Source organism: Microbacterium sp. H37-C3, assembly GCF_027157935.1.
In the GTDB taxonomy this organism is placed as follows: Bacteria; Actinomycetota; Actinomycetes; order Actinomycetales; family Microbacteriaceae; genus Microbacterium; species Microbacterium plantarum.
Map to the genome: position 1 here is coordinate 522,973 of NZ_JAPVLR010000001.1, position 18,195 is coordinate 541,167.

The following is an 18,195-nucleotide window of genomic DNA, read 5'->3' on the forward strand; positions in this document are numbered from 1 at the left end:
CCCGGCGGTCGTGGCCCCTCACGGCCCAGTACCCTGGAGGGATGCCGCTCCGCCGTACGATTCCCGCACTCGTCCTGGCCTCGGTGACTCTCGCCCTCGCCGGCTGCGCCGGGACCGTCAACGTCCCCGCGGCCCCGGAGGCGAATGCTCCCGAATGCGCAGACCTGATGGTTCGGCTTCCGCAGCAGGTCGCCGGCGCAGAGCGCCGCTGGACGGACAGCCAGGCAACGGCCGCGTGGGGCGATCCGGCGACCATCATCTTCTCGTGCGGTGTCGCCTCTCCCGGGCCCACGACGCTTCGCTGCGAATCGGTCGCCGGCGTCGACTGGGTCATCGACGAATCGGAAGCGCCGCGCTTCCGTGTCGTCACGTACGGGCGAAAGCCTGCGGTCGAGCTCTACTTCAACACCGAGACCTCGGCCGAGGTGCAGGGCGTGTCGAGTCGAGAGGTCCTCGACGAACTGTCACGGGTCGTGTCGCGGCTGCCCAGCGACGGCGGTGCATGCGTCGACCGTGCGGAGGCGACCCCCGTCCCCTCGCCCGTCAGTCCCTGACGGCGCGCCCGACGGGCCGGGAGAGCGCGACCTCGATCAGCTCGGCGATGAGGTCGCTGTAGCTGAGGCCGGAAGCGATCCAGCACTTCGGGAACATCGAGATCGGCGTGAAGCCCGGCATCGTGTTGAGCTCGTTGACATACAGGCCATCGGCCGTCTGGAAGAAGTCGACGCGCGCGAGCCCGCGGCCGTCGACGGCGGTGAATGCGGCGACCGCCATGTTCTGGAGCGCCTCGATCTCGTCAGCCGTCACATCGGCCGGGCAGACGACCTCCGCGCCGTCACCACCGAGGTACTTGCCCTCGAAGTCGTAGAACTCGCGCGTCGTGAGCACGATCTCCCCCGGCAGTGACGCTCGGGCGGAGTCTTCGCCGCGCCCCTCCAGAACCGCGACCTCGACCTCGCGGCCGACGATAGCCGGCTCGATCAGCACCTTGCCGTCTTCCGCGAACGCCAGCTCGAGGGCCGCGTCGAGCTCGGCCGCCTCGTGGACCTTCGACACCCCGACGCTCGATCCGGCGCGCGCCGGCTTGACGAAGCTCGGAAAGCCGAGGCCTGCGGCATCCACACGAACACCGTCGGGGTCTCGACGCCACCGGGTCTCTTCGACGGTGACCCAGGGAGCGACGGGGATGCCGGCAGCCTGCAGCACGATCTTCATGAAGTGCTTGTCCATGCACAGGGCGGAGTCGAAGACCCCGCCGCCGGCGTAGGGCAGCTGCAGCGTGTCGAAGAACCCCTGGATCGTGCCGTCCTCGCCGTGCGGACCATGCAGGATCGGCAGCACGACGTCGATCTCGCCGAGCGCCTCGACGGAGCCGTCGTCGCGGCGCACCCGGAGCTCTCGCCGGCCGCCGGGCTCGGGCCACAGGATGCGCGTGCCGTTGTCGACGACCTCCGGCATCCGTTCCGGGTTCAGCGCGAACTTATCGGCGTCGTCGTCCTCCAGGACGAACGCACCCTCACGCGTGATCCCGACGGGGATCACGCGGTAGCGCTCACGATCGATCGCGCGCAGGACCCCGGCCGCCGTTGCGGAACTGATCGAGTGCTCGCTGGAACGCCCGCCGAAGAGCACCGCTACTGTTGTCGTCGCCATGGGGGGTCCTCTCGCCGGTCGGCTTGTCGTCGTCGGTGGTCAGGTGGGGCGCGATGTCGCGCGGGTTCATGGTGCCGTCGAGGACCATCTTGACCTGCTCGACGATCGGCATCTGCACTCCCGCCGCGCGCGCCAGTGTCAGGACGGGCGCGACCGAGGCCAGGCCTTCGGCGGTCTGGTCCATCTGCTTCACGACGTCCTGGAATGAGTAGCCCTGCCCCAGCAGACGCCCGGCCGTGTTGTTGCGGCTCAGGGGCGACTGGCACGTCGCGATGAGGTCGCCGAGGCCCGCGAGTCCCTGAAGGGTTTCGGGGTGAGCCCCCTGCGCCACGGCGAAGTCCGTCATCTCGACGAGACCGCGCGTGATGATGGACGCCTTCGTGTTCTCGCCGTACCCGACGCCGTCGACGATGCCGATCGCGACGGCGATCAGGTTCTTCAGCACACCGCCGAACTCGGTGCCGATCACGTCGGTGTTCACGAACGTGCGGAAGTAGGAATTGCGTGCGCGCAGCGCGACCGCCTCAGCCGTCTCCTGGCTCGCAGACGCGATGACGGCGGCCGTCGGCTGTTCGCGTGCGATCTCGAGGGCGAGATTCGGTCCGGATGCGACCGCGATGCGGTTCGGGTCGCAGTCGAGCCCCTGCTCGATCACCTGGCTCATTCGCAGGCCTGTGCGCTTCTCGACGCCCTTCATGAGGGAGACGACGGGCATCGTTCCGCCGGCGATGAGGGGCCGGATGGCCGTGAGGTTCTCACGCAGCGCCTGACTCGATACGGCGAGGTACACCTGCTCGGTGCCCTGCAGCGCCTCCGAGAGATGGTGGGTGGCCGTCATGGAACGCGGGAGGTTGATGCCCGGCAGATACCGGCTGTTGCGCTTGCCTTCGCGGATCTCATGCGCGAGCTCGGCACGGCGCGCCCACATCGTGACCTGGGCGCCGCCGTCGGCGAGCACCTTGCCGAACGTGGTTCCCCAGCTACCCGAACCGATGACGGTGACCCGGGGTCCGGAGGTCTCGGTCTTACGGCTCAAGGCGACCCGTCTCCTTCTGGCCGTGCTGTCCCGGGTTCCAGCGCTCGGCGGGCGGGGTCTCGCCGCGAAGCTCGCCGAGCAGCCCCGAGATGCGGGCCATCACGGCGTCCGTTCCCGCCACCAGCTGCGTCGGCGACGGCGTCACGCCCGGTTCGAAAGGAAGCTCGACGCGCGGACCGAAGCGCACGCGGATGCGCTTGCGCAGCGGCCAGGCGCTGAACTTCCCGTAACGCGGGAGGATCGACTGAACGCCCCACGTGGCGACCGGGATGATCGGGATGTCGCCGGCCGCCGCGACTCGTACGGCACCCGACTTCCCGCGCATCGGCCACAGATCGGGCTCGCGCGTCAGCGAACCCTCGGGATACACGATCACGCCGCGACCGTCGGCCACGAGCTCGGCGGCCTGCGAGATCGCCTGGCCCGCCGCCGAAGCCGACGTCGTCCGCGAGACGGGGATCATGCCGAGGCCCTTCAGCACCGCACCCACGACGGGCACGCGGAAGAGGCTCTCCTTCGCCATGAATCGCGGTGCCCGGCCCAGACGCCAGGTCGCCACGGCGATGACGATCGGGTCGAACTCGCTGTAGTGATTGGGCGCGAGGACGTACGGGCCCTCCTCCGGAAGATGCTCCCCGCCCTCGATCTCGATCCGGGCCAGCAGACCGACCGCGGGCACGACGAGGGCCGCGGCCAACCAGAACGGGGTCGGCTTCGTCTTCTCCGCGGACGCGCGACGGCGGTTGTGCGACACGCGTCAGCCGATGATGTCGAAGTCGGCGCCGAGCGCCTCGAGCTTGTCGAAGAACTTCTCGTAGCCCCGGCGGATGATCCCGACGTTGCGGACGACCGACGTTCCCTCGGCCGCGAGAGCCGCGATGACGTAGCTGTATCCGCCGCGCAGGTCGGGCACGACGACATCCGCACCGTGCAGCGGCGTCGGGCCCGTGATGACCGCGGCCTGCTCGAGGGCGCGACGCGGGACGCGACGGTCCGGGCTCGCGATGCCCTCGGGGTGCACCACGATCTGCGCGCCCATCTTGTTCAGCGCCTGAGTGAAGCCGAGACGGTTCTCGTAGACCGTCTCATGCACGGTCGAGACGCCTTCGGCCTGCGTCAGGGCGACGATGAGCGGCTGCTGCCAGTCGGTCATGAATCCGGGGTGGACATCGGTCTCGACCGAGACGGGACGCAGCGCGCCGTCGCGACGGAAGCGGATGCCGTCCTCCTGGATGTCGAAGTCGCCTCCGGCCTTGCGGAAGACGTTGAGGAAGGTGAGCATCTCCTGCTGCTTCGCACCGCCGACGAAGATGTCGCCGTCGGTCGCCAGGGCGGCGCACGCCCATGAGGCTGCTTCGTTGCGATCGAAGATCGACCGGTGGTCGTACCCGCGGAGCTTGTCGACGCCCTCGATGAAGATCACGCGATTCGGCTCGTAGGAGATGATCGCGCCCATCTTCTGCAGCACGGCGATCAGGTCCATGATCTCGGGTTCGATGGCGGCGTTGCGCAGCTCCGTCGTGCCCTTGGCTCGCACCGCAGTCAGCAGCACCTGCTCGGTGGCGCCGACGCTCGGGTAGGGCAGCTCGATGTCCGCACCGTGAAGTCCCTCGGGCGCCGAAAGACGGATGCCGTTGGGCTGCTTGTCGACGATCGCGCCGAACTTGCGGAGCGCGTCGAGATGGAAGTCGATGGGGCGGTCCCCGATTCGGCATCCGCCGAGGTCGGGGATGAACGCCTGGCCGAGCAGGTGCAGGAGCGGCCCACAGAAGAGGATCGGGATGCGCGAGGCACCGGCGTGCGCGTCGATCTCCTCGAAGCCTGCCGATTCGGCCCCGCTCGGGTCGAGCCGGTACGTGCCCTCGCCGTCGTCGGCGACCGTCACGCCGTGCACCTCGAGAAGGGACCGGACCACGGCCACATCGCTGATGTCAGGAACGTCGCGCAGGACGCTCTCGGTCTCGCCGAGCAGCGAGGCGACCATGGCCTTCGTCGCGAAGTTCTTCGCTCCCTTGACGTCGACACGTCCGACGAGGGGCCGCCCGCCCCGGATCTCGAGGATCTCGCCGTCTTCGCGACGGTTGCCGTTCTCCGATGCGGACGGCTCACTCGGCGGAGTGCTCATGCAGGACTTCCTCACTTGGTGATCGAGGGCGGGGCGGATCTTCGCCCCACGGTTCAGGGCGTGATCCGGGGCTACGCGACGGGGAGTGTCCGGGGTCGCCACGCCTCACGGCGCGCCTCGAACTGCGCGATCGCCTCTTCATTGCGCAGCGTGAGCCCGATGTCGTCGAGTCCTTCGAGGAGCCTCCAACGAGTGTAATCGTCGATCTCGAACGGGACTCGGAGGTCGCCGAGAGCAGCGACGCGTGCCTCGAGATCGACCGTCATCCGCACCCCCGGCTGCGCATCCACGGCAGCCCAGATCGCCTCGCGATCCGACTCCGAGATGACACCGGCGAGGAGGCCCTGCTTGCCCGCGTTGCCGCGGAAGATGTCGGCGAACTTGGGTGCCAGCACGACGCGGAATCCGAAGTCGCGCAGCGCCCACACCGCATGCTCACGGCTCGATCCGGTGCCGAAGTCGGGCCCGGCGACGAGGATCGACGCCCCCGCGAAAGCGGGCTGGTTCAGCACGAACTCGGGGTCCTGACGCCAGTTGGCGAAGAGCGCGTCCTCGAAGCCGGTCTTGGTGACGCGCTTCAGGTAGACGGCCGGGATGATCTGGTCGGTGTCGACGGCGGAGCGCTTGAGCGGTGCGACGACACCGGTGTGGGTCTCGAACTTCTCCATGTTCAGGCCTCGACCTTCTCGCGTGCGGGCAGATCGCTCGGCGATGCGAGGCGCCCGAGCACAGCGGTGGCGGCGGCCACGAGCGGCGACACCAGGTGCGTACGGCCGCCCTTGCCCTGGCGTCCCTCGAAGTTGCGGTTGCTGGTCGACGCGCAGCGCTCGCCAGGAGCGAGCTGGTCGGGATTCATGCCCAGGCACATCGAGCAGCCGGCGAAGCGCCACTCGGCGCCGAACTCGGTGAAGACCCGGTCGAGCCCCTCGGCCTCAGCCTCGAGCCGGACGCGGGCGGAGCCCGGAACGACCATCACGCGAACTCCGTCAGCCTTCGTGCGCCCCTCGATGATCGACGCGAACGCGCGCAGGTCTTCGATGCGGCTGTTGGTGCACGAACCCATGAAGACGGCGTCGACCGGGATCTCCTTGAGCGGAGTACCCGGCTGCAGGTCCATGTACTCGAGCGCGCGTTCAGCCGCCGCCTTCTCGTTCGGGTCGCTGAAGTCGTCGGGCGAGGGAACCGTCGCACTGAGCGAGACGCCCTGGCCGGGGTTGGTTCCCCACGTGACGAACGGCTCGAGCTCGGCCGCATCGATGAAGATCTCGGCGTCGTAGACGGCGCCCTCGTCGCTGGGGAGCGTGCGCCAGTAGGCGACGGCGTCATCCCAGTCCTGCCCGGTCGGCGCGTGCGGGCGGCCCTTCACGTATTCGAAGGTGATCTCGTCGGGGGCCACCATGCCTGCGCGGGCACCCGCCTCGATCGACATGTTGCACATGGTCATGCGCCCCTCCATGGAGAGGGCGCGGATCGCGCTGCCGCGGTACTCGAGCACGTAGCCCTGGCCGCCGTTGGTGCCGATCTTCGCGATCACGGCGAGGATGATGTCCTTCGCCGTCACGCCTTCCTTCAGCTCGCCCTCGACGGTGATCGCCATCGTCTTGAACGGCTTCAGCGGAAGGGTCTGCGTCGCCATGACGTGCTCGACCTCGCTCGTGCCGATGCCGAACGCCATCGCGCCGAACGCGCCGTGCGTCGAGGTGTGGCTGTCGCCGCACACGACCGTGATGCCCGGCATCGTGAGGCCGAGCTGGGGTCCGACGACATGGACGATGCCCTGCTCCGCGTCGCCGAGCGAGTGGAGGCGGACGCCGAACTCCTCTGCGTTGCGCCGGAGGGTCTCGATCTGCGTTCGGCTGGTGAGGTCGGCGATCGGCTTGTCGATGTCGAGCGTCGGGGTGTTGTGGTCCTCGGTCGCGATCGTCAGGTCGAGGCGCCGCAGCGGACGCCCCTCGGCACGCAGACCGTCGAAGGCCTGCGGGCTCGTGACCTCGTGCACGAGGTGCAGGTCGATGTAGATCAGGTCGGGCTGACCGTCTTCACCCTTGACGACGAGGTGGTCGTCCCAGACCTTTTCGGCGAGGGTGCGCGGGCGCTCGGGAGGGGTGGGAATGCTCATGGGTTTCGTTCTCCTTGCGAACCGGGATCAAGCCCACGACGGACTCCGCGGCGAGGAGGGGCTCAGAACGAGACCTCGCCGCGGCCGCTAAGGAGAAGGCGAGCGATCCGCATGCGGTCAGAATACCACCGGGCGCCGCGGCGGCGTCCGGTCACGAGCGCTCGTCGTCACGCGGGTGCGGCTGCTCGACCGTGGGGGGCGTGCCCTGCTCGTCGGCGACGGCGGCCGCAGCCTGGGTCGGGCCGGCCGCGTCGCGGTCATGCCGTGCGGCGATCAGACTGGCGACGGTCGCGACGAGCATGGCGCCGATGATGACGCCGAGCGACACCCACGTCGAGATCTCCGGCGCCCAGGCGATCCCGTCGCCGCCGTTGATGAACGCGAGCTCATTCTCGTGCATCGCGTGAAGGATCAGCTTCACGCCGATGAACGCGAGGATGAAGGCGATCCCGTAGTGCAGGTACTTGAGCCGGTCGAGCAGATCGCCCAGCAGGAAGTAGAGCTGGCGCAGACCCATCAGCGCGAAGATGTTCGCGGTGAACACCAGGAACGGGTCCTGCGTGATGCCGAAGATCGCCGGGATCGAGTCGAGGGCGAACAGCAGATCGGTGACGCCGATCGCCACGAAGACGATGATCATCGGGGTGAACATCCGCTTGCCGTTGACGACGGTCCGGACCTTGGGGCCGTCATACTCGTCGGAGATGTCCACCGTGCGACGGATGATGCGGACGAGGAAGTTCTCCTTCTTCACGTCGTCGTCGTGGTCGCCCTCGGGCAGCGCCTGCTTGATCGCCGTGTAGATGAGGAAGGCACCGAAGATGTAGAACACCCAGCTGAACTGCTCGATGATCGCCGCCCCCGCGAGGATGAAGAGACCTCGAAGCACCAGCGCGATGATGATGCCCACCATCAGCACCTTCTGCTGATACCGGCGCGGAACCGAGAACTGGCTCATGATCAGGACGAACACGAAGAGGTTGTCGATGGAGAGGCTGTATTCGGTCAGCCATCCGGCGACGAACTGTCCGGCGTGCTCGACGTCTGCGACGGCCCAGAGGATGCCGGCGAACACCAGCGCCAGGGAGACGTAGAACAGCACCCACAGCGTCGATTCCTTCGGCGACGGGATGTGGGGCCGCTTGACGATGATGAGCAGATCGGCGACGAGCACGAGCACCAGGACGAGGAGCGCGACGATCTGGAACGGCACGGGGAGGTCCATGCGAGCCTTTCGGGGAGGAAGCCTCCCGAGACTACACCCCGGCTCCTCCGCGGCCCGGGTGTGAGACGGTTCGCGACGACGCGACACTGATGGGATGAGGGAAGGAACTCAGACGCATGGTCGACACGATCACACGCGGTGATGCCGAGCTCGTCGAAGCTGCGGCGTCCGGAAGTGAGCACGCCTTCCGTACGCTCTATCGCGCCTACGTGCGACCGGTGTACTGGCTCGCGCATGGCCTGCTGGGCGATCGCGTCGAAGCCGAGGACGTTACGCAGGAGACGTTCCTGGTGGCCTGGCGCAAACTGCCCGAGCTCGAGCTGGCGGGCGAGTCGCTGCTGCCGTGGCTCGTCACCATCTGCCGGTTCCAGAGCGCGAACCGCATCCGCCGACGGCAACAGGAACGACGCCACACGACGGATGAGGACGCCGCCGAGGTCGCCGACACGGTGGACGTCGAGCGGCAGGTCGTGCAGAGCGATCTCGTCGAACGCATCCTCGCGGCCGTCGGCTCGATGGGCCCCCTCGACCAGGACATCTTCCGGCTCTGCGCCGCGGAGGGGTTCGCGTATCAAGCAGCAGCCGACCAGCTCGGCGTCAGCCACGGGACGGTCCGGAACCGGCTCTCCCGCATCCGCACATTCGTCCGCTCGAGCGTTGAACCGGAGCAGTCATGAACGATCTACCCGCCCTGGATGACAGCCGTATCGATGCGATCGAAGAGGCTCTGTTCGCGGACATCGGGCGCGAGCGGGCCGAACGCCGCGCCTCGGCTGACCGGGCCGCCGCGCAGCGGACGCGACGGCGGCGGGCCTGGTGGGGCGCGTCCGGCGCCGCGGCAGCCGTGATCGTCGTGGCCGCGGCCATCGCGCCGCAGCTGACGAGCAGCAGCGGCGGGGCATCCTCCGTCGCACCCGCCACCGCCCCGGAGGGGTTCTTCGGCACGACGGAGAACGGCGAAGTGTCGCGAGACGCCGGCGACTCGGCGGCGCAGCCCGAGCCGTTCGCGTTGGACGGGTCGACCGATGAGGGGTCGGCCTCCGGCGCCGTGTCCGACTCCCCCACCGGGCGCGACGTCATCGCCACGGCATCCGCGACAGTGATCGCCGACGATCCCCGTGACGCGGCGGAATCGATCGCCGCGGCCACCGTCGCCGCGGGCGGCTATGTCGAGTCGATGAGTCTCGGGGGCACGGCGGCGGGCGCGTTGCCGTACGCGGATGACCGCGCGGTCTGGCCTGCCTCAGTCGGCTCGGCCTGGGTGTCCGTCCGGGTTCCCGCAGCGAGCCTCGAGGAGGCCATCGCTGCGCTCGCGGACGTCGGCGAGGTCGAGAGCTCGCAGGTCTCACGCGACGACGTGACGACGCAGGCGACCGACCTGCGCGCCCGGGTGGCCGCCGGGCAGGCATCGGTCGAACGGCTGACGGAGCTCATGGCCGAAGCCGGGTCGGTCGCCGACCTCATCGCAGCGGAGTCCGCTCTCGCCGACCGGCAGGCCGAGCTCGACTCGCTGCAGCAGCAGCTCACCGCGCTCGAGTCGCAGGTCGCGCTGTCGTCGCTCACGGTTCAGCTGCAGGTTCCGGCCGAGAAGGTGGACGCCGATCCCGCGGGCTTCGGCGACGGACTCGCGACGGGATGGAACGGGCTCATCGCCACGTTCAACGGGATCGTCGTGGGGCTCGGATTCCTGCTCCCCTGGCTCGCCGTGATCGGGCTCGCGGCTGCGCTGATCTGGCTCGTCGTCTCGACGACTCGTCGGCGTCGGGTGCGTCGGAAATCGCCCGAGTCCTGAACGCGCAGCGGGGAGATCCCGGGCGGGAACGCGAAACGCCCATCCGATCGGATGGGCGTTTCGCAGTGGTGACCCCAGCGGGATTCGAACCCGCGTTACCGCCGTGAGAGGGCGGCGTACTAGGCCGCTATACGATGGGGCCGTACTTTTCTGTCTTCCCCGGGGCTCCGGAGGCAACCGTTAAAGTATGCCACGGGCTCGCGCATCCGGCAAAATCGAGGCCCCCATTGCCCTCTCGGGCGTGTCGGGCGTTGACTGAGGGCATGCATGTCACCAAGCACGAACACGCCTGCCTGCGCCTCGAGCGCGACGGCAAGACCCTGATCATCGACCCCGGCACGTTCACCTCGCCGCTCGAAGATCTGCATGACGTCGTGGCTGTCGTCGTCACGCACGAGCACCCCGACCACTGGACGTCGCAGCACCTCTCGACGATCCTCGAGCAGTTCCCGAACATCCCCGTCTACGGCCCCGAGGGTGTCGTGCGCGCGGCCGCGGGGTTCGACATCCGCGAGGTCTCCCCCGGTGACAAGCTCGAAGCGGGTCCGTTCAGCCTCGAATTCTTCGGCGGACGCCACGCGGTGATCCACGACTCGATCCCCGTAATCGACAACGTCGGCGTCCTCGTCGACGACGCGTTCTACTACCCCGGTGACTCGTACGCCGTGCCCAAGGGAGCGAAAGTGGAGCTCCTCGCGGCGCCCGTCGGCGCCCCTTGGCTGAAGATCGGCGACGCGATGGACTTCGTGCTCGAGGTCAAACCGCGGCGTGTCTTCGCGACCCACGACATGACCCTCTCACCGGCAGGCCTCGCGATGGGGCGCGAGCGGCTGACGTGGGCGGCCCAGCAGAACGGCGGCGACTTCGTCGCGCTGGACCCGGGCGACTCCACCGACATCTGAGCCGCGCGGAAACGACGGATGCCGTGGACCCGAAGGTCCACGGCATCCGTGTGTTCCGAGCGGATCAGGCCGCGTCGTGGTCGATCTCGAGGAAGGCGACGAGTTCGTCGAGAGCCTTCTCGGCACCCTCACCCTCGGCCTTGAGCGTCACGACCGACCCCTGCGAGGCGCCCAGGCCCATGATGCTCAGGATGCTGCCGGCGTTCAGGTCGGGGCCGCCCTCGACGGCGATCGTGACGGGAACGCCCTTCGACTGCACCTCCTGCACGAAGAGCTTCGCGGGGCGGGCGTGCAGTCCGGAGCTGCTCGCGATGGTGGCGGTGCGTTCTGCCATGGTGGTGTCTCCTCAGACTGTCGCGGTCGCCGCGGCCGGGGCCGGGGCGGTGGAGCTCTTGCGGACGTACTTCTTGAGCACGACGAGCAACAGCGCAGAAACGACGGTACCCGCCAGAAGCGCGACGAAGAAACCCCACACCGGGGAGATGGCGAACAGCACGAATACGCCGCCGTGCGGAGCGAAGCTCTGGACGCCGAACCACATGCTCAGCGCACCGGTGATCGCCCCGCCGACGAGGGAGGCCGGGATGACGCGCAGCGGGTCGGCCGCCGCGAACGGGATCGCACCCTCACTGATGAACGAGGCGCCCAGCAGCCAGGCCGCCTTGCCGTTCTCGCGCTCGACCGGCGTGAAGAGCGGACGCGCGAGCACGGTCGATGCGAGTGCCAGGGCCAGCGGCGGCACCATGCCGGCAGTCATGACGGCAGCCATGATGAGGTACGGCGCGGTGTTCTCGGTGGAGGCGGCCGCGAGTCCGGTCGTCGCGAAGACGTAGGCGACCTTATTGATCGGACCGCCGAGGTCGAAGCACATCATCAGGCCCAGGATCACGCCGACGACGATGAGGCCCGCACCGCTCTGGGTGAGGTTCGTGAGCCCGTCGGTCAGGAGTGCCATGAGCGCGGCGATCGGCCGGCCGAGGAACAGGATCATGAGACCCGAGGCGACGATCGAACCGAGCAGCGGGATGATGACCACGGGCATCAGACCGCGCAGCCAGCGCGGGGCGGGGAGGCGCCCGAGCCACCAGGCCACGAAGCCGGCGAGGAAACCGCCGATGATGCCACCGATGAAGCCGGCGCTCATCGTGACCGCGATCGCACCGGCGACGAATCCGGGAGCGATGCCCGGACGGTCGGCGATCGCGTAGGCGATGTAGCCCGCGAGAGCGGCCACCAGGAAGCCCATGGATGTCGAGCCGATCATGAACGCCACCGACCCGAGGTACTGGCCGAGCGGCCCGAACGGCGAGGTGATGTCGGTCGTGGGCAGGTTCCACAGCGCGTTGTCGATGATGACCTTCGACGCGTTCGCCGTGACCTCATAGCCGCCGAGGGCGAAACCGAGGGCGATCAGCAGCCCACCGCCGGCGACGAAGGGGATCATGTAGCTCACGCCCGTGAGCAGGATGCGCTGGATCTTCGCCCCCCACGACAGATTCTGCGACGCGGTGCCCGCACCGGAACCCGCATCCGCTGCCGCACCGCTGACGCGGGCGGCGTTCGGGTTGGACGCGGCGGCGACGGCCTCACGGATCATCTGCGCGGGCTGCTCGATGCCGCGCTTGACGCCCGAACGGATCACCGGCTTGCCGGCGAACCGTGAGATCTCACGGACGTCGACGTCGGTGGCGAAGATGACCGCGTCGGCGTTATCGATGACGGATGCCGGCAGCGCCTGGTAGCCGCTGGAGCCCTGGGGTTCGACCACGAGGTCGATCCCGGCTTCCTTACCTGCGGCAGTCAGCGCGTCGGCGGCCATGAAGGTGTGGGCGATCCCCGTCGCACAGGAGGTCACGGCGACGATGCGGGCGGGGCGGCCGTCGATGGTCAGGTCGCCGGCGGCGGCCTCAGCCGGTGCGGCCGAGGTGGCCGTCGGCGCGGCGGCAGCGGGTGCTGGGGCGGCACCGCCCTCGCCGATCGCCGCGCGGACCGTACGCACGACGTCGTCGGCGGATGCCGCGGCGCGGAGGTCGCTCGTGAACGAGTCCTGCATCAGGCTGCGGGCGAGGCGCGACAGCACCGCGAGGTGCTCCTCGGCGGCGTTCTCGGGCGCGGCGATGAGGAAGACGAGGTCGGCCGGACCGTCGGGGGCTCCGAATGCCACGCCCGGCTTCAGTCGAGCGAACGCGAGCGAGGCCTGCGTCACCGCAGCGCTCTTCGCGTGCGGGATCGCGATGCCACCGGGAAGCCCGGTCTCGTCCTTCTCTTCGCGCGCGATGGCGTCTTTCGCGAGGGCGTCGGCGTCCGTGGCGCGGCCCTGCGCTGCGACGAGGCGAGCGAGGGCGCGGATGACGTCCTTCTTGTCGGTCCCGAGGGGCGCGTCGAGGCTGACGAGCTCCGGGGTGATGGTGTCGGACACGGTGTCCTCCTGGTTCGAGTGTTGCGGGTCGTTCGGATCAGTGATGGAGCGCGCGGACGGGGATGTCCGCGACGGGGAGATCGGTCGGAGTCGGGGCTTGCGTTCCCTCGAGCGCCGCGGCCGCCGAGCCGTACCGGATGGCGGAGACGAGCGCGGCTGCCGGGTCCGCGCCGCGCGAGTCGGCGAGGAGGAAGCCCGCGAGCGAGCTGTCACCGGCACCGACCGTGCTGCGGACGCGGGTGGGGGGCGGAGTCGCTGCCCACGCGCCGCGGTCGGAGACGAAGACCGCACCGTCGCCACCGAGGGTGACCAGCGCCGCGCCGACCGCCGCGGGGACCAGCTCGCGAGACGCGAGGTGGACGGCGTCGGCGAGGGTGTCGGCCGCCGGCAGCGGCGCGCCCAAGAGATCGGCGAGCTCCTCGTCGTTGGGCTTGATGAGGTCGGGACGTCCGTCCGCGACGACGGCGCGAAGCGCGGCTCCCGACGTGTCGACAGCGATCCGTGGGGCTTCCTCCCCCAACCGGTCGCGAACCGCGCGGATGACGCGGACGTAGGCGTCATCCGGCAGGCCGGGCGCGAGCGAGCCGGCGAGCACGAGCCACTGGGCACCGCGCGCGCACTGCGCGACGACGTCGATCACGTCGTCGAGGTCGGCCGCGCTCAGCGCCACACCCGGCAGGTTGATCTTCGTGGTCTCCCCCGTCGGGTCCGTGACCGCGATGTTCGCGCGCGTGCGGCCGCGCACCGCGACCGTGTGCACGTCGACATCCCCGTCCGCCAGCACCGCGGCGAACGGGTCGGCGGGGTCCAGGGGAAGCACGGCGAGACTGTCGACGCCCGACGCGTGCAGCACGCGCGCGACGTTGATGCCCTTGCCGCCGGCATCCTCGCGGACGGCGGACGCCGTCTGCACCTCGCCGACGCGCAACGACGCATCGATCGAGATGGTCCGGTCGAGCGACGGGTGCACCGTCAGGGTCACGATCATGCGATCCATACCTCCACGTCGGCCTCGCGCAGGGCGCGGGCGAGCTCCGAATCCGGCTCCCGGTCGGTCACGACGACGTCGAGGTCCGAGAGGCCGGCGAAAGAGACGAGCAGTTCGGCGTCGAACTTGTCGGCGTCGACGAGGAGGATCACGCGCCGGGCTCCGGCGACGATGGCGCGCTTCACGGCGGCCTCGTCGGGGTCGGGCGTCGTGAGTCCGGCATCTTGGGCGATGCCGTTCGTGCCGAGGAAGGCGACGTCGGGCCGCAGCCGCGCGATGGCGCCGACGGTATCCGATCCGACGGCCGCCGCGGTGAGGCCCCGAACGCGTCCGCCGATCGCCGTCAGGCCGATACCAGCCGCTCCGGCGAGCGAATGGGCGATCGTCATCGAATGGGTGACGACCTCGAGCCCGGTCGGCGCACTGCGCTCGATGAGTGCGTCCGCGAAGGCGCCGGTGGTCGTGCCGGCATCCACGTAGATCGATCCGGTCCCGGACGGGAGCGCTGCCAGAGCACGCCGGGCGATCCGTTCCTTGGCCGCCGAGTGGCGCTGGGAGCGTTCCGCGACGGATGGCTCGGCGGTGCTGACGCGCTCCGCCGACACCGCGCCGCCGTGAACCCGGCGGAGAACGCCGGTCTCCTCCAGGGCCGCGAGGTCGCGCCGGACCGTCTCGGTCGTGACATCGAAACGCGAAGCGAGGTCGACGACGGCCACGCGACCGTGGGCGGCGAGCATTCGTTCGATGAGCTGCTGGCGCTCCATTGCGTACACGACATCCCCCTTCGGATGCCCACACGTTACAACGCATTCACACGCAAAGCAACAGAAACCAACACGGTATTTGGTCTCACCGCGAAGGACGAAGAAGGGAGGCGCCGGCCGCAGCCGACACCTCCCCTCAGGCGAGTCCGAGGCTCAGGCCTCGCTCATCGCGATGACCTCCTGCTGGCCCCGTGCTGCGAGCGCGGCGGCACGAGCGGCGATGCGGCGCTCCTGCTCGATCTGGCCGGCGTCGAGGGTCTCCTGGTCGACCGGGTAGCTCTCCACCTTGTTCACGCCGTTGTACTTGGCGATGTAAGCATCGAGCTCGGGGCCCGATTCCCATGAGGTGATGAGGCAGTAGCGCGGCTCGTCACCGTAGTGAGCTGCTGCGTGCCACAGGCGCTGGGTGTCGACGATGAGCTGCGCACCGGCGGGCAGCGCGATGCGGGTCTCCTCGCTGGGGTCGGTGCGGTTCTCACGGAGCACGAAGTAGCTCGTCTTGTCATCCGTCAGGTTGAAGAAGCCGCGAACGACCCAGCCCGTGCCGTCGGGGTTCAGGCGGTTGTTGTCGTCCTGGTGCAGGTTGTAGAGGCAGTCGGCGTACGTGTTCGGCTGCAGCTCGATGATGCGGCAGCGGCCGACGTTGGCGCCGGGCTCCTGCGCACGCGCGGTCAGCGTCGGAGCGATCGCGGTCTGCGAGTCGATCCACACGCCGTCCTTGTCGGTGCGCGGCGGCTTGTGGTTCCAGAAACCGTTGCACTCGATCTCACCCTTGGCCGAGGCCAGCGGGGCGAAACGGGTGTCGCCGGAGGACTTCCAGTCGACGTACTCGACGTCGAGCCATTCCTTCGGATCGATCTCCTTGTTGTAGCGGTCGAGGACGACGTAGCCGGTCTCCTCGAGAGCAGCGGATTTGATGTAACCCATGACGGATCATGACCTTTCTGTCGGACAAGCGAAGTTTTTACAGGCCCGACTTAGGTCAGCCTACCTAGGGCTCCTGAACGCGCCGGTAGACTCGTCCGGGGTTTTCGAGGAGCGATTTCGGAGAACATGAGCACTGCCACGAATGTCGAAGCGACCGCTGTCAACACGATCGGCTGGCTCTCGGCATCCGAGACCACCATCGTCGTCCCGGTCTATCAGCGGCAGTACCGCTGGGACATCGGCGGGTGCGAGCAGCTGCTCGGCGACATCCGGTCGGTGTCGGCCTCCGACGACAGTCATACCCACTTCATCGGATCGATCCTCTCCACCGCGAGCACCTCGTCCGACGACGACGCGCAGCTCGTGCTCATCGATGGTCAGCAGCGGATCACGACCCTGATGCTGCTCGTCGCGGCGCTCCACCACACGCTGCGCGACGACGATCCCGACCTCGCGCGGGAGCTGGAGGCGGTGCTCGTCCGCGTCGACGACCCGACGCGCACCAAGCTCCGTCCCCACCGAGCCTGGGCCGACGTCTTCGAGAGCGTCGTCCTCGACCGGCGCTCCCCCGAAGACGAGCAGCGCGCCTCGCGCTTCGACGACAACTACGCGTTCTTCCGCAGCCAGATCCGGCCCGGCGAGGCCGCCGCGCTGTGGCGCGGCCTGCAGAAGCTCGAGCACGTCGCCATCACTCTGGGGGCGCAGGCCAACGCTCAGCAGATCTTCGAGAGCCTGAACTCCACGGGCGAGCCGCTGCGCGACCACGAGCTCATTCACAACTACGTGCTGATGGGGCTCACGCACGGCGAGCAGAACGAGATCGAGCAGGAGTACTGGCTCCCGATCGAGCAGAACACCGGCGACGCGATCGGATCATTCTGGAACCACTACCTCGTCATGCTCACGGGGCGCGAGGTGCTCATCACCGGTGGACGCGGCGTCTACGACGTCTTCCGGCAGCAGTTCCCCCGGCTCGACATCGGCAGCCTGCGGGAGCACGCGACGAGCTGGCGGACGCTCTCGGAGATCTACCGCGAACTCCTCGACCCGGCCACGAGCGACGACCCTGAGGTCGGTCGGCAGCTCGGCTACCTCGCGGTGCTGGGACGTCAGATGTTCCCGCTCGCGATGCGGCTCGTTCACGACCAGCGCGCCGGCATCCTGCCCCGCGACGAGCTGATCGCCCGTCTCGAAGACATCCAGTCGCTCCTCCTGCGCCGCGTCGTCGTCGGCATCGCGACCGAGCGACTCGTCGCACGGCTGTGCCGTGCGTACGCCGAGGGGCCGGACGCGCTGACCCGCGCCATCGCGCGAATCACGCCCTCGGACGAGCGCGTGCGCGTCGGACTCAAGTACAGCGACCTCCCCCACCCGCGCTACGTTCTCGGCCGCCTCGCCGACGTCGATCCGGGCGACCTGCTCGACGTATCGCCCGTCTTCCCCGCCGGCGCCGGCGACGACTGGTCGGGAGACGGCACGCGACGCTTCGCCGATTACAGCGAAGACGAGCAGAACAGCCACCGCGCCCTGGCGCACACGATCGGCAACCTCACGCTGCTCGAGCAGGATCGCGCGGAGCGCGCGCTCGATGCCACCTTCCCGGAGCTGCGTCCGCTCCTGGCGGGCAGCGCGGTGACGATGTCGCGCGACGTGGCCGAGCGACCGAGCTGGGACACCGCGGCCATCGGGGCACGTACCGAGGAGCTCGCGGCGCGCTTCGTCGAGGTCTGGCGCCGTCCCGCGCTGACAGGGATCGACGACGACAACCTCACGCCGATCCTCGACGCGAAGCTGCGACGCGGCTGGCCCCGCGGCTGGCAGCGCGAGTTCGACTACGTCGAGTTCCGCGGCGAGCACTGGGAGGTCCCCGACGTCCGTTACCTGTTTAACCGGGTCTTCAAGCGCCTCTGGGTCGACTCCCGCCAGAGCGTCGTCGACTTCAGCGCTCGCCGTGGCGGCCCCGTGTACCCGGCGATGGCATGGAACGGCCAGTGGGACGAGCTCGGTGAGGGCAGCTACCTCTACATGGGCTGGGACTCCCGTTACATGCTCACGGCGGTCCAGGGCGTTCTCGAAGAGGCCGGCTGGGCGTCGGAGGTCTTCCTGAAGTACTCGTACATCGGCGAGGCGATGCGCTGATCGCCTAGCAGAGTCGGAAGCGCGGCGTCAACGACCCCGACGCCCCGCCTGCGACCGCGTAGTTTCACTGTTGTACGTGAGCGGCTCGGTAGAGACGGTGTTCGGG

General features: G+C 69.0%; 17 protein-coding genes and 1 tRNA gene. 5 read left to right on the forward strand and 13 right to left on the reverse strand.

Annotated features, from left to right (window positions below):
• Positions 1-41 precede the first annotated feature (41 nt).
• On the forward strand, positions 42-554 hold the full coding sequence (locus O1W71_RS02615) for a DUF3515 family protein (protein ID WP_112614452.1): 513 nt from the start codon (positions 42-44) through the stop codon (positions 552-554).
• On the opposite strand, the gene O1W71_RS02620 is transcribed toward O1W71_RS02615, so the two are convergent.
• From O1W71_RS02620 to O1W71_RS02650, 7 genes are all read right to left on the reverse strand, one after another.
• Entirely contained in the window at positions 544-1,653 is a 1,110-nt protein-coding gene (locus tag O1W71_RS02620) for a D-alanine--D-alanine ligase family protein (protein WP_269266427.1), read from the reverse strand. The two genes, O1W71_RS02615 and O1W71_RS02620, sit on opposite strands and share 11 nt — an antisense overlap.
• Positions 1,553-2,689, reverse strand: coding sequence for an NAD(P)H-dependent glycerol-3-phosphate dehydrogenase (locus O1W71_RS02625; protein WP_269266428.1), 1,137 nt, complete (start codon positions 2,687-2,689; stop codon positions 1,553-1,555). The genes O1W71_RS02620 and O1W71_RS02625 overlap by 101 nt, the downstream gene beginning before the upstream one ends.
• Complete coding sequence (locus O1W71_RS02630) at positions 2,679-3,443, reverse strand: lysophospholipid acyltransferase family protein (RefSeq protein WP_112614448.1); 765 nt, start codon at positions 3,441-3,443, stop codon at positions 2,679-2,681. The genes O1W71_RS02625 and O1W71_RS02630 overlap by 11 nt, the downstream gene beginning before the upstream one ends.
• Positions 3,444-3,446: 3 nt before the next feature.
• Entirely contained in the window at positions 3,447-4,814 is a 1,368-nt protein-coding gene (murA, locus tag O1W71_RS02635; RefSeq protein ID WP_112614446.1) for a UDP-N-acetylglucosamine 1-carboxyvinyltransferase, read from the reverse strand.
• A 71-nt stretch (positions 4,815-4,885) separates the two neighbouring features.
• Positions 4,886-5,482: a 3-isopropylmalate dehydratase small subunit gene (gene leuD, locus O1W71_RS02640; RefSeq protein WP_023951020.1), complete on the reverse strand. Its 597-nt coding sequence runs from the start codon at positions 5,480-5,482 to the stop codon at positions 4,886-4,888.
• Positions 5,483-5,484: 2 nt separating this feature from the next.
• The gene (gene leuC, locus O1W71_RS02645) at positions 5,485-6,933 is read right to left on the reverse strand and encodes a 3-isopropylmalate dehydratase large subunit (protein WP_114589322.1); all 1,449 of its coding nucleotides are present in this window, start codon (positions 6,931-6,933) and stop codon (positions 5,485-5,487) included.
• A gap of 151 nt (positions 6,934-7,084) precedes the next feature.
• Positions 7,085-8,158 (reverse strand): TerC family protein, encoded by a 1,074-nt coding sequence (locus tag O1W71_RS02650; RefSeq protein ID WP_269266429.1) that lies wholly within the window; start codon positions 8,156-8,158, stop codon positions 7,085-7,087.
• A gap of 116 nt (positions 8,159-8,274) precedes the next feature.
• On the opposite strand from O1W71_RS02650, the gene O1W71_RS02655 reads away from it, so the two are divergent.
• Both O1W71_RS02655 and O1W71_RS02660 read left to right on the forward strand, forming a co-directional pair.
• Positions 8,275-8,835, forward strand: coding sequence for an RNA polymerase sigma factor (locus tag O1W71_RS02655; protein ID WP_269266430.1), 561 nt, complete (start codon positions 8,275-8,277; stop codon positions 8,833-8,835).
• The gene (locus tag O1W71_RS02660; protein WP_269266431.1) at positions 8,832-9,950 is read left to right on the forward strand and encodes a DUF4349 domain-containing protein; all 1,119 of its coding nucleotides are present in this window, start codon (positions 8,832-8,834) and stop codon (positions 9,948-9,950) included. The genes O1W71_RS02655 and O1W71_RS02660 overlap by 4 nt, the downstream gene beginning before the upstream one ends.
• A gap of 66 nt (positions 9,951-10,016) precedes the next feature.
• Here O1W71_RS02660 and O1W71_RS02665 read toward each other — a convergent pair.
• Positions 10,017-10,092 (reverse strand) — tRNA-Glu (locus O1W71_RS02665).
• 121 nt (positions 10,093-10,213) lie between these two features.
• Between O1W71_RS02665 and O1W71_RS02670 the strand changes: the two genes are divergently transcribed.
• Complete coding sequence (locus O1W71_RS02670; RefSeq protein ID WP_269266432.1) at positions 10,214-10,852, forward strand: MBL fold metallo-hydrolase; 639 nt, start codon at positions 10,214-10,216, stop codon at positions 10,850-10,852.
• 64 nt (positions 10,853-10,916) lie between these two features.
• Here O1W71_RS02670 and O1W71_RS02675 read toward each other — a convergent pair whose 3' ends face one another.
• From O1W71_RS02675 to O1W71_RS02695, 5 genes are all read right to left on the reverse strand, one after another.
• Positions 10,917-11,186, reverse strand: a complete 270-nt coding sequence (locus O1W71_RS02675; RefSeq protein ID WP_023951028.1) for an HPr family phosphocarrier protein — start codon at positions 11,184-11,186, stop codon at positions 10,917-10,919.
• A 12-nt stretch (positions 11,187-11,198) separates the two neighbouring features.
• A complete protein-coding gene (locus O1W71_RS02680; protein ID WP_269266433.1) occupies positions 11,199-13,271 on the reverse strand; it encodes a PTS fructose transporter subunit IIABC in 2,073 nt (690 codons plus the stop codon).
• Positions 13,272-13,308: 37 nt separating this feature from the next.
• Positions 13,309-14,259, reverse strand: a complete 951-nt coding sequence (locus tag O1W71_RS02685) for a 1-phosphofructokinase family hexose kinase (RefSeq protein ID WP_269266434.1) — start codon at positions 14,257-14,259, stop codon at positions 13,309-13,311.
• A complete protein-coding gene (locus O1W71_RS02690) occupies positions 14,256-15,032 on the reverse strand; it encodes a DeoR/GlpR family DNA-binding transcription regulator (RefSeq protein WP_269266435.1) in 777 nt (258 codons plus the stop codon). The genes O1W71_RS02685 and O1W71_RS02690 overlap by 4 nt, the downstream gene beginning before the upstream one ends.
• 144 nt (positions 15,033-15,176) lie before the next feature.
• Positions 15,177-15,950 (reverse strand): hypothetical protein, encoded by a 774-nt coding sequence (locus O1W71_RS02695; RefSeq protein ID WP_023951035.1) that lies wholly within the window; start codon positions 15,948-15,950, stop codon positions 15,177-15,179.
• A gap of 126 nt (positions 15,951-16,076) precedes the next feature.
• Between O1W71_RS02695 and O1W71_RS02700 the strand changes: the two genes are divergently transcribed.
• On the forward strand, positions 16,077-18,089 hold the full coding sequence (locus O1W71_RS02700; RefSeq protein WP_269266436.1) for a DUF262 domain-containing protein: 2,013 nt from the start codon (positions 16,077-16,079) through the stop codon (positions 18,087-18,089).
• Positions 18,090-18,195: the final 106 nt, after the last annotated feature.